General features: G+C 72.4%; 24 protein-coding genes. 18 read left to right on the forward strand and 6 right to left on the reverse strand.

The window, feature by feature from the left end:
* Positions 1-193 precede the first annotated feature (193 nt).
* Both IMZ11_RS10305 and IMZ11_RS10310 read left to right on the forward strand, forming a co-directional pair.
* Positions 194-1,486 carry a PrsW family intramembrane metalloprotease gene (locus IMZ11_RS10305; RefSeq protein ID WP_228639977.1) on the forward strand — a complete coding sequence of 431 codons (1,293 nt, stop codon included), beginning with the start codon at positions 194-196 and terminating at the stop codon, positions 1,484-1,486.
* 217 nt (positions 1,487-1,703) lie between these two features.
* Entirely contained in the window at positions 1,704-2,756 is a 1,053-nt protein-coding gene (locus tag IMZ11_RS10310; RefSeq protein ID WP_228639979.1) for a lytic polysaccharide monooxygenase, read from the forward strand.
* A gap of 232 nt (positions 2,757-2,988) precedes the next feature.
* Here the strand turns inward: IMZ11_RS10310 and IMZ11_RS10315 are convergent, their stop codons facing one another.
* The 3 genes from IMZ11_RS10315 to IMZ11_RS10325 form a co-directional block, all read right to left on the reverse strand.
* The gene (locus tag IMZ11_RS10315) at positions 2,989-3,756 is read right to left on the reverse strand and encodes a vancomycin high temperature exclusion protein (protein WP_228639981.1); all 768 of its coding nucleotides are present in this window, start codon (positions 3,754-3,756) and stop codon (positions 2,989-2,991) included.
* Between the two features lie 140 nt (positions 3,757-3,896).
* Complete coding sequence (locus tag IMZ11_RS10320) at positions 3,897-4,568, reverse strand: response regulator transcription factor (RefSeq protein WP_228639983.1); 672 nt, start codon at positions 4,566-4,568, stop codon at positions 3,897-3,899.
* A 71-nt stretch (positions 4,569-4,639) separates the two neighbouring features.
* Positions 4,640-5,842: a sensor histidine kinase gene (locus IMZ11_RS10325; protein WP_228639985.1), complete on the reverse strand. Its 1,203-nt coding sequence runs from the start codon at positions 5,840-5,842 to the stop codon at positions 4,640-4,642.
* Positions 5,843-5,952: 110 nt separating this feature from the next.
* On the opposite strand from IMZ11_RS10325, the gene IMZ11_RS10330 reads away from it, so the two are divergent.
* Genes IMZ11_RS10330 through IMZ11_RS10340 form a run of 3 tightly spaced genes read left to right on the forward strand, consistent with a single transcriptional unit; the run spans position 5,953 to position 8,179 of the window.
* Entirely contained in the window at positions 5,953-6,177 is a 225-nt protein-coding gene (locus IMZ11_RS10330; RefSeq protein ID WP_228639987.1) for a hypothetical protein, read from the forward strand.
* Entirely contained in the window at positions 6,174-6,668 is a 495-nt protein-coding gene (locus IMZ11_RS10335; RefSeq protein WP_374462253.1) for a PH domain-containing protein, read from the forward strand. The genes IMZ11_RS10330 and IMZ11_RS10335 overlap by 4 nt, the downstream gene beginning before the upstream one ends.
* On the forward strand, positions 6,665-8,179 hold the full coding sequence (locus IMZ11_RS10340) for a PH domain-containing protein (protein ID WP_228639989.1): 1,515 nt from the start codon (positions 6,665-6,667) through the stop codon (positions 8,177-8,179). The genes IMZ11_RS10335 and IMZ11_RS10340 overlap by 4 nt, the downstream gene beginning before the upstream one ends.
* Positions 8,180-8,183: 4 nt before the next feature.
* Here IMZ11_RS10340 and IMZ11_RS10345 read toward each other — a convergent pair whose 3' ends face one another.
* Positions 8,184-9,233, reverse strand: a complete 1,050-nt coding sequence (locus IMZ11_RS10345) for a heme A synthase (RefSeq protein ID WP_228639991.1) — start codon at positions 9,231-9,233, stop codon at positions 8,184-8,186.
* 124 nt (positions 9,234-9,357) lie between these two features.
* Here IMZ11_RS10345 and IMZ11_RS10350 point away from each other — a divergent pair, with 124 nt between their 5' ends.
* The 5 genes from IMZ11_RS10350 (at position 9,358) to IMZ11_RS10370 (ending at position 14,298) form a co-directional block, all read left to right on the forward strand.
* On the forward strand, positions 9,358-10,536 hold the full coding sequence (locus IMZ11_RS10350; protein WP_228639993.1) for an FAD-binding oxidoreductase: 1,179 nt from the start codon (positions 9,358-9,360) through the stop codon (positions 10,534-10,536).
* Positions 10,533-10,952 carry a (2Fe-2S)-binding protein gene (locus IMZ11_RS10355; protein ID WP_228639995.1) on the forward strand — a complete coding sequence of 140 codons (420 nt, stop codon included), beginning with the start codon at positions 10,533-10,535 and terminating at the stop codon, positions 10,950-10,952. Before IMZ11_RS10350 ends, IMZ11_RS10355 begins: the two co-directional genes overlap by 4 nt.
* The gene (locus IMZ11_RS10360; RefSeq protein ID WP_228639997.1) at positions 10,949-12,340 is read left to right on the forward strand and encodes an FAD/NAD(P)-binding oxidoreductase; all 1,392 of its coding nucleotides are present in this window, start codon (positions 10,949-10,951) and stop codon (positions 12,338-12,340) included. The genes IMZ11_RS10355 and IMZ11_RS10360 overlap by 4 nt, the downstream gene beginning before the upstream one ends.
* A complete protein-coding gene (locus IMZ11_RS10365; protein WP_228639999.1) occupies positions 12,327-13,220 on the forward strand; it encodes a dihydrodipicolinate synthase family protein in 894 nt (297 codons plus the stop codon). Before IMZ11_RS10360 ends, IMZ11_RS10365 begins: the two co-directional genes overlap by 14 nt.
* A 76-nt stretch (positions 13,221-13,296) precedes the next feature.
* Positions 13,297-14,298, forward strand: a complete 1,002-nt coding sequence (locus tag IMZ11_RS10370; RefSeq protein WP_228640001.1) for a proline racemase family protein — start codon at positions 13,297-13,299, stop codon at positions 14,296-14,298.
* 143 nt (positions 14,299-14,441) lie between these two features.
* On the opposite strand, the gene IMZ11_RS10375 is transcribed toward IMZ11_RS10370, so the two are convergent.
* A complete protein-coding gene (locus IMZ11_RS10375) occupies positions 14,442-15,329 on the reverse strand; it encodes a hypothetical protein (RefSeq protein ID WP_228640003.1) in 888 nt (295 codons plus the stop codon).
* A gap of 501 nt (positions 15,330-15,830) precedes the next feature.
* On the opposite strand from IMZ11_RS10375, the gene IMZ11_RS10380 reads away from it, so the two are divergent.
* The 8 genes from IMZ11_RS10380 (at position 15,831) to IMZ11_RS10415 (ending at position 23,521) form a co-directional block, all read left to right on the forward strand.
* On the forward strand, positions 15,831-17,003 hold the full coding sequence (locus IMZ11_RS10380; protein WP_061255576.1) for a branched-chain amino acid ABC transporter substrate-binding protein: 1,173 nt from the start codon (positions 15,831-15,833) through the stop codon (positions 17,001-17,003).
* An 18-nt stretch (positions 17,004-17,021) separates the two neighbouring features.
* Positions 17,022-17,915, forward strand: coding sequence for a branched-chain amino acid ABC transporter permease (locus IMZ11_RS10385; protein WP_228640005.1), 894 nt, complete (start codon positions 17,022-17,024; stop codon positions 17,913-17,915).
* Complete coding sequence (locus IMZ11_RS10390) at positions 17,912-18,997, forward strand: branched-chain amino acid ABC transporter permease (protein ID WP_228640007.1); 1,086 nt, start codon at positions 17,912-17,914, stop codon at positions 18,995-18,997. Before IMZ11_RS10385 ends, IMZ11_RS10390 begins: the two co-directional genes overlap by 4 nt.
* Positions 18,994-19,857 (forward strand): ABC transporter ATP-binding protein, encoded by an 864-nt coding sequence (locus IMZ11_RS10395; RefSeq protein WP_228640009.1) that lies wholly within the window; start codon positions 18,994-18,996, stop codon positions 19,855-19,857. The genes IMZ11_RS10390 and IMZ11_RS10395 overlap by 4 nt, the downstream gene beginning before the upstream one ends.
* A complete protein-coding gene (locus tag IMZ11_RS10400) occupies positions 19,844-20,557 on the forward strand; it encodes an ABC transporter ATP-binding protein (protein ID WP_061255578.1) in 714 nt (237 codons plus the stop codon). Before IMZ11_RS10395 ends, IMZ11_RS10400 begins: the two co-directional genes overlap by 14 nt.
* Positions 20,558-20,627: 70 nt before the next feature.
* Positions 20,628-21,680, forward strand: coding sequence for a proline racemase family protein (locus tag IMZ11_RS10405; protein ID WP_228640011.1), 1,053 nt, complete (start codon positions 20,628-20,630; stop codon positions 21,678-21,680).
* A 72-nt stretch (positions 21,681-21,752) separates the two neighbouring features.
* Positions 21,753-22,736, forward strand: coding sequence for an ornithine cyclodeaminase family protein (locus IMZ11_RS10410; protein ID WP_228640013.1), 984 nt, complete (start codon positions 21,753-21,755; stop codon positions 22,734-22,736).
* Positions 22,733-23,521, forward strand: coding sequence for a GntR family transcriptional regulator (locus IMZ11_RS10415; RefSeq protein ID WP_228640015.1), 789 nt, complete (start codon positions 22,733-22,735; stop codon positions 23,519-23,521). Before IMZ11_RS10410 ends, IMZ11_RS10415 begins: the two co-directional genes overlap by 4 nt.
* Positions 23,522-23,543: 22 nt before the next feature.
* On the opposite strand, the gene IMZ11_RS10420 is transcribed toward IMZ11_RS10415, so the two are convergent.
* Positions 23,544-24,476, reverse strand: a complete 933-nt coding sequence (locus tag IMZ11_RS10420) for a DMT family transporter (RefSeq protein WP_228640017.1) — start codon at positions 24,474-24,476, stop codon at positions 23,544-23,546.
* Between the last annotated feature and the right edge of the window lie 75 nt (positions 24,477-24,551).

Consider the following 24,551-nt stretch of genomic DNA (forward strand, 5'->3'; position numbering starts at 1 on the left):
CGCTCCGCCCCCCTGTGACGAACGACCCATGGGAAGATCAGTTCGGCAGCACCGTACTGCGGCCCAGGGAAGGGCCGGTCCAGCTGACGGTCAGACGGGTGTCCGCATTCGGGAAAGGCGGGGAGTGCGCGCGGTCCGGAGGATCTTCGGGGGCGGGGCGGACAGCGGGTCTCCGGTCGGTTACATTCGCGGAATGGCGACCCTGGATCCGCGAAACGTGCTGAAGGAACGTCCGTCGGTCGGCCTGATCATCGGCCTGGTCCTCGCAGGCATCTGCACCCTCGTGACCTTGTCGTTCGACATATTCAACGGCGGTGCCGTCCAGTTCTTCATCGCCCTCGTGCTCGCGGTCGCCCCCGTCCCGCTGCTGCTGGCCGGAGTGCTCGCCCTCGACCGCATGGAACCGGAGCCGCGCGCCAACCTCGCCTTCGCGTTCGCGTGGGGAGCCGGGGTCGCCGTGCTCTTCGCCGGCCTGCTGAACTCGCTCAACCTGATCTACGTCGAGCACCAGATCGGCAACGCGGCCAACGCGCGCAACATCGTCGCGACGTTCGTCGCCCCGCTGGTCGAGGAGACGATGAAGGGCCTGGTCCTGCTGGGCCTGCTCCGGTTCCGCCGCCAGGAGCTCGACGGGCCCACCGACGGCATCATCTACGCCAGCATGGTCGGCCTCGGGTTCGCCATGTCGGAGAACGTCAGCTACTACCTGGCCGCGCTGTCCGAACACGGCGCCGAGGGGCTCGCGGCCACGGTCGTGCTCAGGGGCGTGCTGTCCCCGTTCGCGCATCCGCTGTTCACCTCCCTGATCGGCATCTCCGTGGCGTACGCGGCGCAGCGGCAGGGGAAGTCGGGCATCGGGGTCATCGTCGCGGGCTGGATCGGCGCCATGGTCCTGCACGGCCTCTGGAACGGGCTCGCCTCCTTCGGGGGCTTCGCCGGGCTCGCCGTCGCCTACCTGGCGCTGATGATCCTGCTCTTCATCGAGCTCGGCGTCATCTTCAGGGACCGCAAGCGCATCGTCGGGCTGATCAACCGCTTCCTGCCGCCGTACGAGGCCAACGGTCTGATCAACCAGGCGGACATCTTCATGTTGTCGTCGCTCAAGGGCAGGCGCCAGGCCCGCCAGTGGGCCAAGGCGCACGGGGGCAAGGCGGGCGCGCGGGCGATGAGCGACTACCAGCTCGCCGCCACCGAGCTGGGACTGCTCCACGAGCGGGCGTACCGCGGCGGGATCGACGAGAAATCCTTCCGCGAGCGGCAGTGGGCCCTCGCGGACCTCATGGCGCACGCGCGCATGTCGTTCCCGCTGCCGGGACGGCACCAGTCGGCGGCCGCCAGAGGAATGCCGCCGCCCGGATACGCGCCGGGAGCCCCGCCTCCCGGCCATCCGCAGAACGGCCGGGAGGGGACGCCGCCGCCGTATCCGCCTCCTCCGTTCCCGGGGCCCGGTCAGCATCCTCGCGGGAACCAGCCGCCGAGGACGTAGCCGGTAGTTCTCCGGCGAAGGCGCTCTTTTCCGGCGATGTTCCCGCGTGCTTGAATCGGGGTGCGCGATGGCCCTGATGGGTGGGCTCAGGAGGGGCGTACGGCGTGCCGTACGCGGTTCTCGTACCGACCAACGCCGTTCCGGCGTGCCCGGCGCGCTCCACCGCAGGGAGGGGCGCGCGTCCGCGGCGCGCCCGCCCATCACGAGGAGAACCCCTGTGAGATCCAGGCGCGAACTCGCCGTCCTCACCACGATCATGGTGGCGGTCGCCGGAGTCGCCATCGCACTTTTCCAGGGCGCCGCCGAAGCGCACGGCGCGCTTCAGGCCCCCGCCAGCCGGACCTACGCCTGCTACGTCGACGGCCTGACCGGGGGCGAGATCAAGCCCAACAATCCCGCCTGCAAACAGGCCGTGGCGACCGGCGGCACCCAGCCGCTCTACGACTGGTACGGCGTGCTCCGCTCCGACGGCGCCGGCCGTACGCGGGGCTTCATCCCGGACGGCCAGCTGTGCAGCGGCGGGTCCAGCAAGTACGCCGCCTACGACGTGCCCCGGGCGGACTGGCCGACCACCACCGTGCGGGCCCGTGACGTCTACAACTTCGTCTATGGCGCCTGGGTGCCGCACCCGGGCGGGTTCAAGCTCTACGTCACCAAGGACGGCTACGACCCCACCAAGCCGCTCACCTGGGCGGACATGGAGGATCAGCCGTTCCTGACGGCTGACCCGGAACCCGCGGTGAGCAACGGCGCCTACCGCTTCTCCGGCACGATGCCGGCCAAGCACGGACGGCACATCATCTACGCGGTGTGGTATCGCTCCGACAGCCACGAGACCTTCTACGGCTGCTCGGACGTCGACTTCATCGGCGACATGGCGTCCCCGTCCCCCTCGGCGTCGCCGTCTCCGAGCGTCTCGCCCAGCGTGTCCCCGAGCCCGTCCCCGAGCCCGTCGCCCAGCGGGCCGCTCGGGGCGTCCTGCACGGCCACGGTGACGCTGACCAACTCCTGGTCCGGCGGCTTCCAGGGTGAGGTCACCATCAAGAACACCGGCACCTCGGTGCTGAACGGCTGGTACGTCCAGTGGACGCTGCCGACCGGTGCCAAGGTCACCCAGGCGTGGAACGGCACGTCCATGCAGAGCGGGCCGACGGCCATGATCCATGCGGAGACGTGGAACTCGGCCCTGGCGCCCGGGGCGAGCGCGACCGCCGGGTTCCTCGGCACGTCCGCCTCGACGCCCACGTTCACGGACGTGAGCTGCGGCTGATCCGAGCAGGGAAACGGAACCGGGGAGGGCGGCGTCCCGCTCTCCCCGGTTTCTGCGATGGGTGGGCGGAGGAGGGTCCGCCCTCATACACGCGATGCGATGGCCTCGGTCGTACGGCCTCACCTCCTGAAACGGCTCTGGGAGCGCTCCCATGGACACGGTGATCGGACCCTACGTCCGGGCTGGGAGAGAAGGCCAGGCAAGCGGCCACAGGCGGCCGGATCGCCACAGGTCAGAGGGGGCGCCGGGATGAAAGTTTCGTTCTCCGGCGCGTCGCGGACGTGGCTCGGGACGCGAGTGCCCGGTCGAGCGTGACCTCGCGCGGGCCGAGGAAGTGAGGGTCCGCATGGAGCACCTTCGCCTCCAGCAGCGCCTTCGCCGAGGCGAAGAACTCCCGTGTGGCGTAGACATACGTGTCGACCGGCCAGTCCTTCGAGGAGTCGTCGCCGACCCCGAACGAGTCCAGCCCCGCCGTACGGCACAGCGTCACGGCACGGGGGATATGGAAGTCCTGGGTCACCACGACGGCGCGGGACGCTCCGAAGATCTTCTTGGCGCGGACGCAGGAGGCCCACGTGTCGAATCCGGCGTAGTCGAGGACGACCTTCTCCGCCGGGACCCCGTGCGCGGTCAGGTAGTCGCGCATCGCGGTCGGCTCGTCGTAGCCGACGCGGCTGTTGTCGCCCGACACCAGCAGCGCCCGGACCTTGCCCGCGCGGTAGAGCCGCACCCCGATGTCGAGCCGGGTGCGCAGCATCGGCGTGGGCCGGGCACCCGCGGTGATCCCGGCGCCCAGCACGAGCGCGACCGGCATCGAGGGAACCGAGGCCATCCACGCGTCCGACCGGCCGGCGCTGACGCGATGGCCGGAACTGTCCAGCCAGGCCCAGGTCATCGGGGCGAGGGCGAGGACGCTCAGCGCCACCAGGATCTGGAAGCCGCGCCGCAAACCGGTGCGGGACCAGGTCCAGGGGAGGAGACGGCTCAGAGAGTGGCTCATGGAGCGCCAAGTCTAGATCGAGTCTGCACGGATCTCTCCCGGTTCGCGGAATCGCGCGTCGACGGCGGGCGCCTCCGCGGGTGGCCGCGCGGCGTGCCGCCGCCCCCGGGGCCGCTCCGAGAACGCAGGCCGCCCTGGTGTCAGGACGCCCGTCCCGCCGCCTCGGCGTCATGGACGATCAGCGCGATCTGGACCCTGTTGTTCAGCCCCAGCTTGGTGAGGATCCGCGACACGTGCGCCTTGACCGTCGGCACGCTCATGTAGAGCTCGCCGCCGATCTGGGCGTTGGACCTGCCCTCGCCGACCGCGATCGCGACCTCCCGCTCACGCCCGCTCAGCCTGTCCAGCTGGGCGCGGGCCCGGTCGCGGCGGCCGCCCGCGCCGCCGTCGGAGACATGCGAGATGAGCTGGCGGGTGACCGCCGGCGACAGGATGGGCTCGCCCGCGGCGACCCTGCGCACCGCGGCGACCAGGTCGGCCGGGTGGATGTCCTTCAGCAGGAACCCCGCCGCTCCCGCCCGCAGCGCCCGCAGCACCTGCGCGTCGGCGTGGAAGGTGGTCAGCACCACCACCTCGGGAGGGCCGGCCGTGGCGCGCAGCCTCTCGGTGGCGACCAGCCCGTCGACGCGGGGCATCCGGATGTCCATCAGCACGACGTCGGGCCGGTGCTCGGCGACCATGGAAGGCACCTGGTCGCCGTCCGACGCCTCACCGATGATCTCGATGTCGCCCGCGCCCGCGAGGATCATCGACAGTCCCGCGCGTACGAGCGCGTCGTCGTCGACGACGAGCACCTTGATCGGAGCGTTCACGCCTTCCCTTCCCGCGGTGTCTCCCGGCGGCTTCCAGGATGTTCCGACGTCTTTCTCAGGGTGGTCCGGCGTCACGGCCACGGCAACCACGCGTGCAGCACGAACACGCCCCCGGGCGTGCGGTGATGGTCCAGGCGGCCGCCGGCCAGCTCCGCGCGCTCGGCCAGGCCGATGAGGCCGGTGCCCGTACCCGGGATCTCGGAGATCATCGAGCGGCGGTGCGCCGCCACGGGCGCCGGGTTGCTCACCTCCACCGTCACCCCCTCGCCCGGCGCGCCCGACACGCGTACGGTCACCGGCGCGCCGGGGGCGTGCTTGCGGGCGTTGGTGAGCGCCTCCTGGACGACGCGGTAGGCGTTGCGGCCCAGGACCTCGGGCGGGGCGGCCTCGTCGGACATCGGTACGGCGAGTTCCAGCGCCACCTCGGTACCGGCCTGGCGCGACTCCTCCACCAGCGGGGCCAGGTCTGCCAGCGTGGCCTGCGGACGCTCCGGCCGCGCGTCATCCGGGACCTGCCGCAGGACGCCGATCACCTCGCGCAGGTCCTGCAGAGCCTGGTGCGCACTGGCCCTGATGGCGCTCGCCGCGCGCCGGATCTGCTCGGGAGGGGCGCCCGGGCTGTACTCCAGCGCCCCCGCGTGCAGGCTCAGGATCGAGATGCGGTGGGCGAGCACGTCGTGCATCTCCCGGGCGATCCGCTCCCGCTCCAGCCGCCGCGCCTCCTCGGCCGCGATGGAGGACCTGGCACGCAGGGAGAGGACCAGCTGCCGCCGGGCCCGTACGACGATGCCCCAGGCGAAGATCATCAGGATGAGGGTCGTCATCAGCAGGAACGACCCCCAGACGCCGAGGAGGGGGTCCGGCCGCAGGTGCACGTACGGGATCGCGGTCAGGATCCCGAACGCCACCACCGGTCCGGCGATCTTGAACGGGCGGTGCACCGCCACGGTGAACAGCGCCACGACGGACGCGCCCCCCACCAGCGTGAGCACCGAGGTGAGTAATGACGTCACCAGGGCCAAGGTGACCGGCCGGCGGCGGCGCAGCCACACCGCCGCGCAGGACAGCGCGCCCAGGACCTGCTCGACCACGATGTAGCCCCGTGCCTCGCCCGCGATGTCCGGCGCCGAGAGCAGCGTCACCCCGCAGGCCGCCAGGAACATGCACGTGTCCACGATCCAGTCGCGGGTCGAGCGCCGTACGGGGCGGTCCCCCTCGCTCTCGCCGAGAAGGACCGAGGGCAGCAGCCACCGGTATTCCATTCTCGACGTCATGGTCATCGAGGTTACGGCGTGGCCACCGATCCACGACACCGACCAAAGTAGGTAGCGCCGGCTACCTCGGCACGAAGCGGCCGGCCACGCCGCGAGCCGATGCTTGGAGCATGAAGACGTTGCTCGAAATCGCGGGCTGGGCGGCGGTCGTCCAGGGAGCGGGCGGAGCCGTCACCCACCTGCTCGGCTGGTGGAGGTGGGCGCACGACCTCCTGATCGTGAACCACCTCGACATCCTGGCCGGATACGAGGTGTTCGCCTCGCTCGCGCTCGTGGTGCTCGGGTTCGCCCTGCTCGGGACCTCCGAGACGCTGAACAAGGACGGGACCTCGTGACGCCGTCCCTGCGGATGCGGCCGCCGCGCAACCAGGCAGACCCGCGCGCGGTGGCGTGGTGGACGGTCCAGGCCCTGCTGCTCGCCGTCCCGCTGATGATCGCCGCGTCCCTGGCGTACTGGCTCCTCACCGACCGGTCCGTCTGGCTCGGTGCGATCGTGATCGCGTTCGGGCTGGTCTGCCTGGGGTTCGTCGTCCTGGCGCCCCGGGCGTACTACCGGGTCGAGCGCTGGGAGGTGACCGGCGAGGCGGTCTACACGCGTACGGGCTGGCTCACGCAGACCTGGCGGGTCGCGCCGATGTCGCGCATCCAGACCGTCGACACCGTCCGCGGGCCGGTGCAGCGGCTGTTCGGGCTCGCCGGCGTGACGGTGACCACGGCCTCGGCCGCCGGTCCGGTCAAGATCGAGGCGCTCGACCGGGAACTGGCCGCGGAGCTGGCCGAACACCTGACCCTGATCACCCAGAACACCCCCGGGGACGCGACATGACCCTCGGCACCGAAGAGGCCGCCGCGCGGGAGGAGACCGACTGGCTCGCGCCGCACCCGCGCGTCGTGGCCGCGGCCGCCGTGTTCTCGCTCGGCGTCGCGGTGCCCGCGGTGGTCGCGTTCGCGCGCTTCCTGCTCGGCAGGGACGTCGCCGTCGGCCTGGTCGTCGCCGCGGGGGCGGGCGCGACGGTCTTCATCGCCGCCGCGGCCGCGGCCTACGAGACCGCGCGCCTGCGCACCACCCGCTACCGCCTCACCGGGCAGCGCCTGGAACTGCGCTCCGGCATCTGGACCAAGGAGCACCGCGCCGTCCCGCGCGAGCGGGTGCGCAGCGTGGACGTCACCGCCGATCCCGTACGGCGTGCGCTCGGCCTGGCCGTGGTGAAGGTGGGCACCGGCCAGCACACCTCCGGCGAGCGGGCGGAACTCACGCTCGACGCGCTCGCCGTGGCCGAGGCCGAGGCGCTGCGCCGCGTCCTGCTGGCCGAGCGCCCGGCGGAACAGGCGGACGGGCCGCTCGCCGAGCTGCGCTGGTCGTGGATCAGGTACGCGCCGCTGACGGTGTGGACGGTCGTCGGCGGCGGGCTGGTGCTGGGCGGCCTGTACAAGCTGTTGGGCACGCTGGGATTCGAGCCGTCGGAGTCGGAGGCCGCCGCACGGGCCTGGGAGTGGTTCACCGCCACTCCGTGGCTCACCGTCCCGCTCCTCCTGCTGGCCAACGTCCTGGTGGGGCTGGTGGGCGCGATCGCGCTGTACGCCGAGTCGTGGGGGAAGTATCGCCTGGAGCGCGAACCGGCCACGCTGCGGATCCGCCGCGGCCTGCTCACGACCCGCTCGCTCACCTTGGAGGAGCGGCGGCTGCGCGGGGTGGCGGTGGCGGAGCCGCTGCTGTTGCGGCTGGGCGGCGGGGCGAGGGTCACGGCGGTCGCGACGGGCCTGAAGAAGGCGGAGGAGAACCAGACCGAGGACGTCGCCGCGCTGACGCCGCCACTGCCGGCGGGAGAGGCCCGCCGGATCGCCTCCGGCGTCCTGCGGGAGGAGTTCGACCCCGCCGGGCTGCGCGGCCACCCCCGGGCGGCCAGGGGCAGGCGGGTGCGCCGGGCGCTCCTCACCGTGGTGACGCTCGCCGCCGGGCTGGGCGTGCTCGACTGGCGGACCTCCTGGGTGCCCGGCTGGGCGTGGGCGCTGCCGGTCCTGGCGGTTCCGGCCGGATGGGCGCTCGCCGCCGACGCCTATCGCTCGCTGGGCCACGGCCTCACCCGGCGGCACCTGCTGACCCGGTCGGGTACGGCACGGCGCAGGACGGTCGCCCTGGACCGCGCGGGGATCGTCGGCTGGACGATCAGCCAGTCGGTGTTCCAGCGCCGGGCCGGCCTGCTGAACGTGTCGGCCACGACCGCCGCGGGTGCGGGCCGCTATGACGTGCTGGACGTGGGCCAGGACGACGGGCTGCTGCTGGCCTCGCGGGCGGTGCCCGGCCTGCTGGAGCCGTTCGTCGAGGAGGTCGGGTAGCCGCTCAGGCGGACCCGCCGTGCGGCGCCGCGGCCTCCAGGGGCTGGGCGTCGCCCGCCGTGGCCGCCGCGCGGCCGTCCGCCTCGGGGTCGACGGGGTCGCGGGTCCGCATCAGGAACACGACCCGCAGGGTGGAGATCCACACCAGGGTCGAGCCGAGCACGTGCAGCAGGACGAGCAGGGCGGGGATGGCCAGGAAATACTGCACGTAGCCGATCACGCCCTGGGCCAGCTCCACGCCGAACAGCACCAGAGCGGCCCGCCGGACCCTCGCGGGCGAGTCGGTCAGGTGGAGGGCGAACAGCAGCGCGAACGTGAGGCCGACGACGATCCAGACGATGTCGGCGTGCAGCCGGGCCACGGTCTCGATGTCGAAACCGAACCGTGAGGCGGCGTCGTCGCCCGAATGCGGTCCCGTCCCGGTGACCACGACGCCGGCGACGAGGAGCAGGCCGACCGCGCCCAGCAGGACGAAGCCGAGTGTGCGGATGTCCCGGTGCACGAGCCGCCGCGGCGGCTCGTCGCCCTCCCCGGCCCGCGCGAACATCGCGTACGCCGCCGCGATCATGGCGATCGACAGCAGGAAATGCACGCTCACCGTGAACGGGTTGAGCATGGTCCGCACGACCAGGCCGCCCCACAGCGCCTGGGCGAGCACGCCGATCGGCTGGAGCCAGGCGAGCCGTACCAGGTCGCGACGGCCCCGGCCCCCGCCGTCGGTGTCGCGGACGAGCCGGACGGCGGCGAGGACGCAGGCGACCGCGACGGCGAGGACCACGAAGGCCAGCAGCCGGTTGCCGAACTCGATCGCCATGTTGAACGCGGAGTGCGCGTCGTGCTGGGCCGGGACGAAACTGTCCGGCGTGCACCTCGGCCAGGTCGGGCAGCCGAGGCCCGATTTGGACACGCGTACACCCGCGCCCGTGACCGTGATACCCGCGTTGACGACGACGCTCGCGAGCGCCCATCGACGCATCGTGACAGTGCTGGGCAGCCAGTACGACCGGTGGAAACCGGTGGCGCGATCACGGATCTGGGCGGAGAGGCTGGTCACGCTCAAATGGTAGGCGGCGGTAGGGGTGGTCCTGCCTCCGGCCCGTTTGGACGGGTATCGCCGGGTATTGCGACCACCCAGTGAAATATGACACATTACTGAGCCGAAAGGGAGGTGAGCGGGCGTGCCGGATGTCGTGGTCATCGGTGCCGGAATGGTCGGCGCCGCCTGCGCCTATTACGCGGCCCGCGAGGGCCTGACCGTCACGCTGGTGGACCGGGGATCCGTCGCGGGGGGCACCACGGGATCGGGTGAGGGCAACGTCCTCGTCTCGGACAAGGAGCCCGGTCCCGAGCTCGACCTCGCCATGCTGTCCTGCCGTCTCTGGACCGAGCTGGCCTCCGAGGCCCGCGAAGTCGGCGGGTTCGAGTACGAACCCAAGGGCGGCCTGGTCGTCGCGGAGAACGACGAGGTGCTGCGCGCGCTGACCGAGCTGGCCGGGCACCAGGGCGGGAGCGGTGTCGTGGCCCGTCCCGTGGCCGCCGACGAGCTGGCCGACCATGAGCCGCATCTCGCGCCGGGGTTCGCCGGCGGGATCCTCTACCCCCAGGACGCCCAGGTGCAGCCGATGCTCGCCGCCGCCCGGCTGATCCGGCGGTGGCCGGGCGTCACTCTGCGTACCGGAACCGAGGTCACCGGCATCCTCATGGAAGGCGGCCGGGTCACCGGTGTGCGCACCGCCACGGGCGACATCCCGGCCGGCGCGGTGGTCAACGCGGGCGGCACGTGGGGCGGGGAGATCGCCGCGCTCGCGGGCGTGGAGTTGCCGATCCTGCCGCGCCGGGGCTTCATCCTGGTCACCGAGCCACTGACCGGAGGGCCGTCGGGTGGGCCCTCCGGGGCCTCCGGGCCGCTGGTCCGGCACAAGGTCTACACGGCCGCCTACGTGACCAACGTGGCCAGCGACTCCGAGGGCCTGGAGACGTCGGCCGTGGTGGAGGCCACCCAGGCGGGCACCGTCCTCATCGGCGCCAGCCGCGAGCGTGTCGGCTTCGACCGGACCGTCTCCCTGCCCGTGCTCGCGCGGCTGGCCCGGCAGGCGGTCGCCCTGTTCCCCGCGCTCGCCGACGTCCGGGCGATCCGGGCCTACTGCGGCTTCCGGCCCTACTGTCCCGACCATCTGCCGGTGATCGGGGCCGACCCGCGGGTCCCCGGGCTGTACCACGCGTGCGGCCATGAGGGCGCGGGCATCGGCCTCGCCCCGGTGACCGGGCTCCTCGTCGCGCAGCTCATCACGGGAGCGGAGCCCGAACTCGATCCGGAGCCCTTCAGCCCCGGCCGCTTCGCCGGAGCGGCCGCATGAACGGCGTGGACAGCGTGAACGGCGTGAACAGCGTGACCGGCGCCGAGGGTACCGACCATGCCGACCGCACCGGCGGCACCGGCCGCGTGGACGGCGCGGTGAGCGGCAACGTGGACAAGGGAGGCGGCATGTCCGGGGCTTCGCCGTACCGGCTGGTGGGGGCACGGCCCGATCCGGGGTTCGAGGTGCGCGTGGACGGGCGGGCCGTTCCGGTGGTGCCGGGCCAGACCGTCGGCGCGGCCCTCCACGCCGCCGGGATCCGCACCTGGCGCACGACCCGGTTCGGCGACCGCCGGCGTGGCCTGTTCTGTGGCATCGGCGTCTGCTTCGACTGCCTCGTCACGGTCAACGGGGTGGAGAACCTGCGGGCCTGCCTGACCGAGGCCCGTCCCGGGGACGAGGTGACCACCTCGTGACCGCGTACGACCTGGTGATCGTGGGCGCGGGGCCGGCCGGCCTGGCGGCGGCGGGCGTGGCGGCGCGGGCGGGCCTGCGCGTGGCGGTGCTGGACGCCGGGGCGCGGATCGGCGGCCAGTACTTCCGCCAGCTCCCGGACGGGTTCAACGCCGCGCGGCCCGGTGCGCTCCACCACGGCTTCTCCACGTTCGTACGGCTCCGCGAGGCGCTCGGCGGCGCCGACGTCCTGCTCGGCCACCGGGTCTGGGCCGTCGAGCACGGGCCGGAGGGCGGCTTCGCCGTCCACTGCCTGGAAGGGAGGGAGGAGCGGGCGCGCACCGTCGCGGCGGCACGGCTGCTCATCGCGACCGGCGCGTACGACCGCGTCCTTCCGTTCCCGGGCTGGGACCTGCCCGGGGTCATGACGGCGGGCGCCGCCCAGGCCCTGCTCAAGGGCAACCTCGTGCTCGCCGGGCGGCGCGTCGTCGTCGCGGGGACCGGACCGTTCCTGCTGCCCGTCGCGACCTCGCTGGCGGAGGCGGGCGCGAAGGTCGCCGGGGTCTTCGAGGCGGGCGGCCGGTTCGGGCTCGCGCCCCAGGCGCTCGCCCGGCCGGGCAAGGCCGCCGAGGCGCTCGCGTACGGCTACCGCCTGGCCCGGCACCGCGTGCCGTACAAGGGCGGCCGTGCGGTGGTGGCGGCGCACGGCGACGGCGAGCTGACCCACGTGACGGTGGCGAAGGTGGACGCGGACTGGCGGCCCTACCGGGGCGGTTACGAGACGATCGAGTGCGACACCCTCGCCGTGGGCTACGGTTTCGTGCCCCAGCTCGACCTTCCGGCGCAGCTCGGCTGCGAGATCGCCGGGGACGCCGACCGTGGCCCCGTCGTGCGGGTGGACCGGCGCATGCGGACCAGCGTCGAAGGCGTGTACGCCGCGGGGGAGACCACGGGGGTGGGCGGCGCCGACCTGGCCGCGCTCGAAGGAGCGATCGCGGGCCGCGCCGTCGTGGCCGACGCCCTGGGCGCCCCCGCGGCCGGAGACCCCGAGGATCCCCGCATGGAGGCCAGGAGGCGGCGGCTCGCCGGGTTCGCGCTGGCGCTGCTGCGCGCCTACCCGGTCAGGGACGGCTGGATGTCCTGGCTGCGCGACGACACCCTGATCTGCCGCTGCGAGGAGGTGCCCTACGGCCGGATCAAGGAGGTCCGCGACCTGGGCGCCGCCGACGCGCGCTCCATCAAACTGCTGGCCCGGCCCGGGATGGGCTGGTGCCAGGGCCGGATCTGCGGCCACGCCGTGGCCCGCCTCGCCGGGGAGGACCCGGCGCCGCCCCGGCGGCCGATAGCCCAGCCCGTACGCCTCGGCGACCTCGCCGCCATGGATGGAAGGACACTTGATGACGACACGTGAGAAGCCCTGGCACGGAGTGATGGTGGCCACCGCGCTGCCGCTGCGTGACGACCTGACCGTCGATCACGACGCGTACGGCGAGCACTGCCGGTGGCTGGTGGACAGCGGATGCGACGGCGTGGTGCCCAACGGCTCCCTTGGGGAGTACCAGACGCTGACGCCCGAGGAGCGGGCCGGCGTCGTGGAGACCGCGGTCGCGGCCGTCGGCGGCGACCGGGTCATGCCGGGCATCGCCGCCTACGGCGCGCTGGAGGCGCGCCGCTGGGCCGAGCAGGCCCGCGACGCCGGCTGTCGGGCCGTCATGCTGCTGCCGCCGAACGCGTACCGGGCGGACGAGCGGGCCGTCCTGGCGCACTACCGCGAGGTGGCCGCCGCCGGTGTGCCCGTCATTGCCTACAACAACCCGATCGACACCAAGGTGGACCTGACGCCCCGGCTGCTCGCGACGCTGTACGCCGAAGGGCTCATCGTGGGTGTGAAGGAGTTCACCGGGGACGTGCGGCGGGCCTACGAGATCGCCGAACTCGCCCCCGGGCTGGACGTGCTCATCGGCTCGGACGACGTGCTGCTCGAAGTGGCCCTCGCCGGGGCGGTCGGCTGGGTCGCGGGCTATCCCAACGCGCTGCCCGCCTCGACCGTCGAGCTCTACCGCGCGGCCGTCGCCGGCGACCTGGAGACCGCGCTCCCGCTGTACCGGTCCCTGCACGCGCTGCTGCGCTGGGACTCCAAGACGGAGTTCGTCCAGGCGATCAAGCTGTCCATGGACATCGCCGGACGCAGGGGCGGGCCGTGCCGTCCGCCGAGGCGGCCGCTCACCGCCGAGCAGGAGGCCGCCGTGCGCGCCGCCACCGAGAAGGCGCTCGCCGAGGGGTTGCGCTAGTGGGGCGTCGCCGTACCATCGGCCGGTCCGGTGATTCCGGACCGGCGCATCGGAGAGCGGACCGGAGAGGGGTGCGATGAGGACGAAGCGGGTCTTCCACGCGGTGGACTCCCACACCGAGGGCATGCCCACCCGCGTGATCACCGGCGGGGTGGGGGTGATCCCGGGCGCGACCATGGCCGAGCGCAGGGAGTACTTCCTGGCCAACCTCGACCACGTGCGCACGCTGCTGATGTACGAGCCGCGCGGCCACTCGGCGATGAGCGGGGCGATCCTGCAGCCGCCCACCCGGCCCGACGCCGACTTCGGCGTGCTCTACATCGAGGTGTCCGGCTGCCTGCCGATGTGCGGCCACGGCACCATCGGCGTCGCCACGGTCCTCGTCGAGACGGGGATGGTCGAGGTGACCGAGCCGGTGACCGTGATCCGGCTGGACACTCCGGCGGGGCTGGTGACCGCCGAGGTGCGGGTCGAGGACGGCGCGGCCGTCGCGGTGACCATCACCAACGTGCCGTCGTTCAGCGTCGCGCTGGACCGCACGGTGAAGGTGCCCGGCCTCGGTGAGGTGGCCTACGACCTCGCCTACGGGGGCAACTTCTACGCGATCCTGCCCATCGAGTCCGTCGGGCTGCCCTTCGAACGGTCGCGCAAGCAGGAGATCCTCGACGCGGGACTCGCCGTGATGGCGGCGATCAACGACCGGGACGAGCCGGTGCACCCCGAGGATCCCGGGATCCGCGGCTGCCATCACGTCCAGTTCGTCGCGCCGGGCTCGGACGCGCGGCTCTCCCGGCACGCGATGGCGATCCATCCGGGCTGGTTCGACCGCTCGCCGTGCGGTACGGGCACGAGCGCGCGGATGGCGCAGCTGCACGCGCGGGGGGAGCTGCCGCTGGACACCGATTTCGTCAACGAGTCGTTCATCGGCACCCGGTTCGTCGGCCGCCTGGTGGAGGAGACGACCGTCGGCGACGTCGCCGCGGTGGTCCCCGCGATCACCGGGCGGGCGTGGGTGACCGGGACCGCGCAGTACTTCCTCGACCCGCGCGACCCCTTCCCCGCCGGGTTCCTGCTCTGATCCGAAGGTCGGGCAGTGACGGGCCGGGCGTGCGGCCCAGACCGCGGACAGTGCGAGGGTGTCCAGGATCCGCTTCACGGAAACAGGTCCGGACACCCTCGTGATCGCGCTGTCGCTCGCGGGGGCGGGCCGGCTCTCGTTTGTCAGATGTCGAGCAGGTCGCGGGCGGACTCGACGGCGACGGCCGCGCGGATCCAGGCATCGAGCTGGTCGATGTCCGTGCAGGCGCCTATCTCGGCGCGTACGTCGTCCGGCACCTCGAGGCCACGTGCGGACAGTACCTGGAGGATCGACTCCGCTTTGCCTTGAGCTTTGCCTTCCGCTTTGCCTTGAGCAATGTTGTTGCGGGCCCACTCGCTGAGGTATTCGTAGGTTTCGGTCTTCATGAGCTTCTCCAGGTGCTCCCAGATCTCACGGGGCAGCGCCGCACGTACCATGTCAGCGTATCGGCCGCCCTTGTACGGGTCGAGGTCATGTACGGCTTTGAGCAGGGCGTTCAGAATGTCGGGGCCCTGCGGCGTGTCGGCGTGGGTGATCACCGACAGCACAGCGAGTTCCGGGTCTTCGGCCGCGTCACACGGGTCGAGGATCATGGGGACTTCAGTGGGGCCGGCGACGAGTGGGGTCAGCGTCAGCCCCGGATGGCCCAGCTCGATGGGGTGCCGGGACCAATGGGCGATCGCGGCGTCGGGACAGACCACAAGCAGGATCGCGGGGCACCTCATGCGGGTGCGAAGGCTGATGAGGTACATCGGCCAGGACCAGCGTTTGCCATTGTCCCGACCACGTTGGACTTCCATGACCACGGCGAGGACAGGCTCGGGGTCGGCGTCGGACTGTTTCTTGCGGAAGACGATGACGGAGTCGGCGCGGAGTTCGGTGGGGGTGACCTCGGTGAGGTCGCCGGACTCCACGGCCGCGTGGTCGTAGTCGGGCAGGGGGATCTTGAGGGTTTCAGTGAGAAGCTCGGCCGCCAGAACCGGACGTTCATGGAACAGGCGCACGATGACTTCGTGTTCGCTCGTAAGCACAGCGTGACCGTAAAGTGGGCTGGGCTGCTGGCGCGCCAATTGGTGACCATCTGTAATTGAACGGTTACCGAATGCCCTCTGGTCTGAGTGGATATGAGGGGAATGATTCGGAGTCCCCACCCCGGGCGGTCACCATTCGGGCGGCTGCTCCGTTCGCCATCTCGTGCGTCACGATCCGGAGGAGGGTTTCGCCGTCTCCGGTGATCAGTGCGGTGACGCCGAACGCGAGGATCACGGCCACGTAGGCGACTGCGATCAATACGGCGATTCAGTCGAAACGGTAGTGGCGCACGTGGGGTTTCCGGGGCGCGGGCCGGCCAATCGTCCAACCCCGGCGCCTCGGGTCCCAAAAACGATCTTCAGTGATGCGCTCGGGGGGGGGTGTTGCTTACCTTTTCGCGGCGGTGTCTTCACAGGGGGCTAACGGTCTGATATCAGACCTTGACGCGATCTTCCGAGGACGTGCAATGTCACATTCCACATTCGGAAGAGGAGGCGCGGATGCGCAAGCTCTACGGGACGGCTCTCGCGGTCGTCATGGCATCGGCGGCCCTGATGACCGCGGGCTGCGGGCAGGGTCTGCTCGGCGGGGACGACGCCGGCTCCGCTGAGAAGAAGGACGAGCCGATCGTGCTCGGCATGCTGATCCCGCAGTCGGGCAGCGAGGCGGCGATCGGTCCCTACATGAGCAACGCCGCCCAGCTCGCGGTGGACGAGATCAACGCCAAGGGCGGCGTCCTCGGCCGCAAGCTGGAGTTGAAGACCGCCGACGACGCGTGCGACCCGCAGACGGCCGCCGCGGGCGCCAACAAGCTGGTGACGGCGGGCGTCCACGTCTCCATCGGCGGTTACTGCTCGGGCGCCACCCTGCCCACGCTGCCGATCTTCGGCAAGGCCGGGATCCCCATGATCATTCCGGCGGCGAACTCGCAGGAACTGGTCGACCAGAAGCTCAAGAACGTCTTCCTCATCAACGGCACCGGCTCGCAGCAGGCCGGAGCCGCGGCCGCCTGGATGACCAAGGATGGGGCCACGAAGGTCGCCCTCATGCACGACAACACCAGCTATTCCAAGGACATCGCGCTGCGGACCCAGACCCTGGTCGACGAGCCGGGTGGCCCGGAGACCGCGATCCTCGAGGCGGTCACCCCCAAGGAGAGCGACTACAGCGCCAACATCACCAAGGTGCTGGCCAAGAAGCCCGACTACGTCTACTGGACGGGCTACTTCCAGGAGGGCGGCCTGATCGCCAGGCAGCTCCGCCAGGCCGGTTACCAGGGCAAGATCATGGTCGGGGACGGCTCGGTCTCGCCCAAGCTGATCGAGATCGCCGGAGCCGAGGCGGCCACGGGCGTCTACGCCACCATGACCCAGACCCCGGACACGCTCCAAGGCGCGGAGAGCTGGATCGCGGACTACACGAAGAAGTTCGGCTCCGAGCCGGGGCCGTACTCCAACCAGGCCTACGACGCCGTACGGCTGGCCGCCGAGGCGGTCACCAAGGCCGGCGGCACCGACGGCCAGAAGGTCATCGCCGCCCTTGAGGCGATCGACGGGTTCTCGATGTTCTCCGGGCCGCTGAAGTTCACGCCCGAGCACACCCTGAGCACCGGCGGCTTCCAGATCCTGGTCGTCAAGGACGGCAAGTTCGCCCTCCAGGACGCGCTCCAGTGACCTCCAGGGAATCGTGACATGTCACAGTTGGTCTGGAACGGACTCTTCGTCGGGTCGTTCTACGCGCTCGTGGCGCTCGGCTACAGCATGGTCTACGGGATCATCAAGCTGCTCAACTTCGCCCACGGCGACCTGTACATGCTCGGCGCGTTCATCGGCTTCGCCGTCCTCGGCGCGGCCGGTGGCGTGTCCGCGGGCATGGCCCTGCCCCTGCTGCTCTTCGTGCTCGTACTCACCATGGGCGTCACCGGCCTCGCCGGGGTGCTGCTCGAGCGGGTGGCCTACCGCCGGCTCCGCGGCGCCCCGCGCCTCTCGCTGCTCATCACCGCGGTCGGCGCCTCCTTCGCCCTGGAGTACGGCATGCGGGCCGCCTCGGGCGCCGACCCCCGCGTCTACCCGGTGCGGCTGGGCGGCACCTCGCTGGAGGTGTTCGGCGCCCGCGTCACCCTCCAGCAGCTCGCCCTGGTCGGCGTGGCTGTCCTCCTCATGATCGGCCTCAACCTGCTCGTCACCCGCTCCAGGGAAGGGCGGGCCATGCGGGCCGTCGCGCTCGACCCCAAGGCCGCCGCGCTCATGGGGATCGACGTGGACGCCGTCATCTCCCGGACGTTCTTCCTCGGCTCCGCCCTCGCCGGCGCCGCCGGAGTCATGGCCGGCGCCCACTACGGAAAGATCGACTTCATGATGGGCTTCCTGATCGGCCTCAAGGCGTTCACGGCGGCCGTGATCGGCGGCATCGGCAACATCCCCGGCACCATGCTGGGCGGGCTGCTCCTCGGCCTGCTCGAATCGTTCGGCACCTTCTGGCTGGGCGGCGAGTGGCGGGACGTCTTCGCCTTCGGCGTGCTCATCCTGTTCCTGACCGTGCGGCCGACCGGCCTGCTCGGCGAACGTGTCACGGAGCGGGTGTGACCGGGCCGGGGGACCAGGCGCCCACCGGCGCCGGCCCCGCCTCCGACACCACCACGGGCACTCCCACCACGGACGCTTCCACCACGGACGCTTCCACCACGGACGCTCCCAGCGGGGGCATCCCGCCCCGCCGCACCGGACCCCGTGGCGCCGGGCCGCGCTCGATCGCGTCGCGGCTGATGGACAACCGGTGGGCCGGGCTCGCCGGGCTGCTCGTCGCGCTGCTCGCGCCCTTCGTCAACGCCACGCCGTACGCGCTGTCGGTGATGACCAGCGCCGCCATCTTCGTGATGCTGGCGGCCGGGCTCAACATCGTCGTCGGCTACTGCGGCCTGCTCGACCTCGGATACGTCGCCTTCTTCGCGGTCGGCGCGTACACGAGCGGGGTGCTGTCCACCCGGTTGGGGCTGCCGCTGGTCGCCACGCTGCCCGCCGTGCTGGTGGTCACCGTGATCGCCGGCCTGGTCATCGGGGCCCCGACGCTCCGGCTGCGCAGCGACTACCTGGCGATCGTCACGCTGGGCTTCGGCGAGATCATCCGGGTGACCGCGAACAACCTCGACGTGACCGGGGGGCCGTCCGGGATCTACGGCATCCCCGGGCTGACCGGGGGCCCGGTCTCCTTCTACTACGTGACCGTGCTGATCGTCGCGCTCGCCGTGGTCGGCGCCGCCCGGCTGGGCCGGTCGCGCCTGGGCCGGGCGTGGCGGTTCGTCCGCGAGGACGAGGACGCCGCCGAGGCCATGGGCGTGCACACCTACAAGGTCAAGATGGCGGCCTACGTCGCCGGGGCGATCTGGGGCGGGCTGGCCGGGGTCCTGTTCGGCGCGCACCTGTCGGCGATCTCCCCGACGAGCTTCACGTTCCTGCAGTCCGCGCTGGTGCTGATGGCCGTCGTGCTCGGCGGCATGGGCTCGATCAGGGGCGTCGTCGTCGGCGCCGTGGTCATCAGCGTGCTGCCCGAGCTGCTGCGCGACCTGGCCGACTACCGCTACCTCGCCTTCGGCGTGCTGCTGATCATCGTGATGCTGGTCCGGCCGCAGGGCCTGTGGCCGGCCAGGTCCCGGGAGGCCGCCCAGTGAACAGCACAGTGAAGAGCACAGTGAAGAGCACGGCGAACGCCCCGCTGCTGTCCGTCGAGGACCTGCGGCTCTCCTTCGGCGGCGTGCTCGCCATCGACGGGCTGTCCTTCGGCGTCGGCGAGGCCGAGATCGTCTCGGTGATCGGCCCCAACGGCGCGGGCAAGACCTCCGCGTTCAACTGCGTGACCGGCTTCTACCGGCCGACCGCGGGAGCCGTACGGCTGCGCGGGCGCGACATCACCGGGCTGCGGCCCTCGGCGGTGGCCGCGCTCGGCGTGGCGCGGACGTTCCAGAACCTTCGTCTCTTCGGCGAGATGTCCGTCCTCGACAACGTCAGGGCGGGCACCCACCTGCGGATCAGGCAGAACGTCTTCGACGCGCTGCTGCACACCCCGCGCTACCGCAGGGGCGAGCGGGAGAGCACCGAGCAGGCCCACCATTGGCTCGACTTCGTCGGGCTGCGCGGCGACAGGTACGGCCCCGCCCGCGCCCTGCCGTACGGCGAGCAGCGGCGGGTGGAGATCGCCAGGGCGCTCGCCCGCGAACCCGACCTGCTGCTGCTGGACGAGCCCGCGGCCGGCCTCAACCACGGCGAGAAGGCCGAGACGCTCGACCTCATCCGCCGCGTCCGCGAGCTCGGCGTCGCGATCGTCCTGATCGAGCACGACATGGGGCTGGTGATGGACGTCTCGCAGCGGGTGGTCGTGCTCAACTTCGGGCGGGAGATCGCCGACGGGCCCCCGGACGAGGTGCGGCGCGATCCCGAGGTCGTCGAGGCGTACCTCGGCAGGGACGCCGACGAGGCCGAGATCGAGGAGGCCAGGGCGAGCGTGGCGGGAGGACGCGATGGCGGCGCTTGAGATCGACGGGCTGGACGTCCACTACGGCGGCGTCCACGCGCTGCGCGGGCTGTCCCTGACCGTCGGGGAGGGCGAGGTCGTCGCCCTGCTCGGCAACAACGGCGCGGGCAAGACGACGACCCTGTCGGCCGTGTCCGGGCTGGTCCGGCCCAGCGCGGGACGGGTGGCCTACGAGGGGCGCGACATCACTGGCGCCAAGCCGAGCGCGATCGTCCGGCTCGGCCTGGTGCACGTCCCCGAGGGGCGGCGGGTGTTCAGCACGCTCAGCGTCCACGACAACCTCCTGCTCGGCGGGTACGCGGTGGGCGACCAGGCCGAGGTCCGGCGGCGGATCGACCGGGTGTACGCGCTGTTGCCCCGCCTGGCCGAGCGGAGCGGTCAGCAGGGCGGCACGCTGTCCGGCGGCGAGCAGCAGATGCTCGCCATCGGCCGCGCGCTGGTCACCGGACCCCGCCTGCTGCTGCTCGACGAGCCGTCCATGGGCCTGGCCCCGCTGGTGGTCGCCGCCGTGATGGACGTGATCAGGGAGATCAACGCCGAGGGCACGGCGGTGCTGCTGGTCGAGCAGAACGCCAGGGCCGCGCTGAAGATCGCGCACCGCGGATACGTCATCGAGAACGGGACATGCGTCCTGACGGGGACGGCCGCTGACCTGCGCGAGGACACGCGGGTCGCCGAGGCGTACCTGGGCGGCGTGTGATGGGCCCGCGCGTGACGGACATGCCTGTGATGGATGTGGGGCGAGCGCTGGAACGGGAACGGACACCGGAGTGAGCACAGGGATGAACGCGGGGAGCGCGGCATGGGCGCCCGCCCGGATGGCGACGAGCCGGGACGTCCGCACGGTCGACTACCACACCGGCGGCGAGCCGTTCCGGATCGTGGTCTCCGGAGCGCCGGACATCCCCGGCGCGACGGTGCTGGACCGCAGGACGGCCGCCGCCGCTCCCGAGGTGGACGCCGTGCGGCGGCTGCTCTGCCACGAGCCGCGGGGCCACGCCGACATGTACGGCTGTTTCCTCGTCCCGCCCGACGACGACGGAGCCCACCTGGGCGTGCTGTTCTGGCACAAGGACGGCTACTCCACGGCGTGCGGGCACGGCACCATCGCCCTCGGCGCCTACGCCGTGGAGTACGGCCTGGTGCCGGCGGACCCCGACGGCGAGACCGACGTCGCGGTGGACGTCCCGTCGGGCCGGGTGCTCGCGCGGGTGCGCTGCGCGGGCGGGCGGGTCGAGGCGGTGACGTTCCGCAACGTGCCGTCCTACACCGTCGCCCGCGACGTGCCCGCGCTCGGGACCGCGGTGGATGTGGCGTACGGCGGAGCCATCTACGCCTCCGTTCCGGCCGCCGCCTTCGGCCTCGCGGTGACCCCGGGAGACCTCACCGAGCTGATCGCCCTCGGCCGGGCGATCAAGGCCGACCTGGCCGGGCACCCGTCGTCGCGGCATCCCGTGGACGACCGGCTCTCCGGCGTCTACGGCGTGATCTTCCACGACGATCTCGGGTCGGACGGCGACCGGTACCACCAGCGCAACGTGACCGTCTTCGCGGACGGGGAGGTCGACCGGTCCCCGTGCGGGTCCGGCACCGCCGCGCGGCTGGCGCTGCTCGCCGGGAACCACCCCGACCCGAGGACGGTCACCCTGCGGCACGAGGGCATCGCGGGCAGCGTGTTCCTGGCGAGCGTGGCCGCGGTGACCGAGGAGGCGGGACGGCCCGCGATCGTCCCGGAGATCGAGGGCACGGCGTTCCGCACCGGGGAGCACCGGTTCACGCTCGACCCCCGGGACCCCCTCGGCACCGGATTCACCCTCCGGTGACGCGGGCGGGACGAGACGAGGACGCGAGACGCGGGGGGCGAGATGAGGGGGCGAGATGAGGGGGACGGGCGGATGAACGGAGTGCCCCACCTGGACGACGGGCTGCCCTACCTGGACGGGGATACGGTGCGCGGGCTCGTGCCGCCGGGCCGGGCCGTCCAGGCTCTGGAGGACGCGCTGCGCGGCGGGCTCGACCCCGAGACGACCCCGCCGCGGCCGGTCGTCGACGTTCCGGCGGGACAGCTCCTCCTCATGCCCGCGTTCTGGGGGGCGTACGCGGGCGTCAAGATCGCGACGGTGGCGCCGGACAACCCCGCGCGCGGGCTGCCCCGGATCCAGGCCGTCCACCTGCTTCTCGACGCCGCCACGCTGAGCCCCGTGGCGACGATGGACGGCACGGCGCTGACCACGCTGCGCACGCCCGCGGTCTCGGCGCTCGCCGTACGGCGTCTCGCGCCGCCGGACGCCCGGTCGCTGGTGGTGTTCGGCAGCGGCCCGCAGGCGTGGGGGCACGTGGCGGCCCTGCGGGAGGAGCGGCCGGTGGATCGGGTCACCGTGGTGGCCCGCGATGCCGGCGGCGCGGCCCGGCTGGCGGAGCGCTGCGCCGCCGAGGGGCTGACCGCACGCTCCCATCCCGCGTCGGATCCGGCGTGGCACCGGGCGGTCGAGGAGGCCGACCTGATCGCCTGCTGCACGACCGCGAGAACCCCGCTGTTCCCCGGCCGTCTGGTCCGCGACGGCGCCGTGGTCGTGGCCGTCGGATCGCACGAACCCGGCGCGCGCGAGCTGGACGACGACCTCGTCGCCCGGGCGGTCGTCGTCGTGGAGGCCCGCTCCGCGGCCCTGACGGAGGCCGGGGACCTGGTCGTCCCGATACGGGACGGTAGGATCACGGCTGACCATCTCGCCGGGAACCTCGCCGAACTCGTCGCCGGCCGTGTTGACCCCGGCTCGGGCCCCCGCGTCTTCAAAAGCGTGGGCATGGCCTGGCAGGACCTTGTGGTCGCCGCCGCCGCGTACGAGGCGTGGACCTCCCGGCGGGGAGATCTCCAGTGAGCACGAAAGAGGGTGGGGACATGGCGCCTTCGGCCGCGGACGGGCTCGGCCTGCCGTTGGTGGGCGAGCGGCAGAGCCTGCGCGAGCAGGTGGCACAGGCGCTGCGGGACGCCCTGGTCGCGGGCGAGATGCGGCCGGGCGTGGTCTACTCCGCGCCGGTGCTCGCCGCGCAGTTCGGCGTGTCCGCGACCCCCGTACGCGAGGCGATGCTCGACCTGGCCAAGGAGGGCCTGGTCGAGGCTGTGCGCAACAAGGGTTTCCGGGTGACCGAGATGACCGACCGCGATCTCGACGAGATCACCGAGATCCGCCAGCTCATCGAGGTCCCGACGGTGGCCCGGCTGGCGGGCACCCGCGCGGCCGCCGACTTCGAGGAGCTGCGGCCGGTCGCGGAGGAGATCGTCGCGGCGGCGCGGAGCGGCGACCTGATCGCCTACGTCAACGCCGACATGCGCTTCCATCTGGGACTGCTGAGCCTGTCCGGCAACACGCACCTCGTCGAGGTGATCCGCGACCTGCGCGGCCGGGCCCGCCTGTACGGCCTGCGCGGCCTGTCGGAGCGCGGCACCCTGATCAACTCGGCCCGCGAGCACGTCAGCATCGTGGACGCCCTCGTCCGGGGCGACGCGGGAGCGGCGGAGCGCGTCATGAGCCACCACATCCAGCACGTGCGCGGCATCTGGGCCGACAAGCCCGAGAGCCCGGAGCGGCCGGAGCGGCCGGAGAGCCCCGAGATCCCGGAGCGGCCGGAGAGCGCCGGACAGCCGGGCAATCCGGGAGCGTAGGCCCGCCCGACCGGTGCCCGGTTCAGCCGGATCTGGTCGCGCCGATGGAGGCGATGACGACGCAGCCGATCGCCGCCCACTCGCGCACCTCGAGGAACTCGCCGAGCACGAGAAGGCCGACCATGGCGGCGACGGCGGGTTCGAGGCTCATGAGGATGCCGAAGACCCGCTTCGGCATCCTCCGCAGGGCCTCCAGCTCGATCGAGTACGGGATGACCGAGGAGAGCAGCCCGACCCCGGCCCCCAGCAGCAGGATCTCGGGGCGCAGCAGATCGGCGCCGCCGGAGACCACCCCCACCGGGGCGACGGCGACGGTGGCGACGACCATGGCGAGCGCGAGCCCGCTGGACCCGGGGAACCGGGCGCCGGTGGCCGCCGACAGCACGATGTAGGCGGCCCACAGGGCACCCGCGAGCGCGGCGAATCCGATGCCCACCCAGTCGGCGCCGCCCGCCCCGCCCCACGGCGCGAGCAGGATCACCCCGGCGCCGGCCAGCGCCACCCAGAGGAGGTCGAGCCGCCGCCGGGAGGCGACGACCGCCACGGTGAGCGGCCCGATGAACTCGATCGCGACCGCGATCCCCATGGGCAGCCGGGCCAGCGCCTCGTAGAACGACAGGTTCATCAGGCCGAGGCTGAGCCCGAAGGCGGCGCCGACGGCGAGGTCGCGCCGGGTGAGACCCCGCAGGCGGGGCCGGGCCACCGGCACGAGGATGAGCGCGCCGATCGCGATACGCAGGAACACCACGGCGCTCGGCGACAGCTCGGCGAAGAGGTTCTTGGCCAGCCCGGCGCCCACCTGCACGGACAGGATCGCGAGCAGCACCAGGCCGGGCGGCGGGATCGAGTCCGACGCCGCCCGCAGCAGCGCGCCGGGACCGGCCCCGGCCCGCCGGGCGCGCAACGGCCTGATCCGGTACGGCTCCGCCGCCCCCCACACGGGTTCAGCCGTCATCCGGCCGCCACCTCCCACGTTCGCCGGCCGCCTCGAACCGGCGCCGACCACTCGATCCGAGTCGATCCGAGCGCA

Origin of the sequence: Microtetraspora sp. AC03309 (genome assembly GCF_020826795.1) — a bacterium.
GTDB lineage: Bacteria > Actinomycetota > Actinomycetes > Streptosporangiales > Streptosporangiaceae > Microtetraspora > Microtetraspora glauca.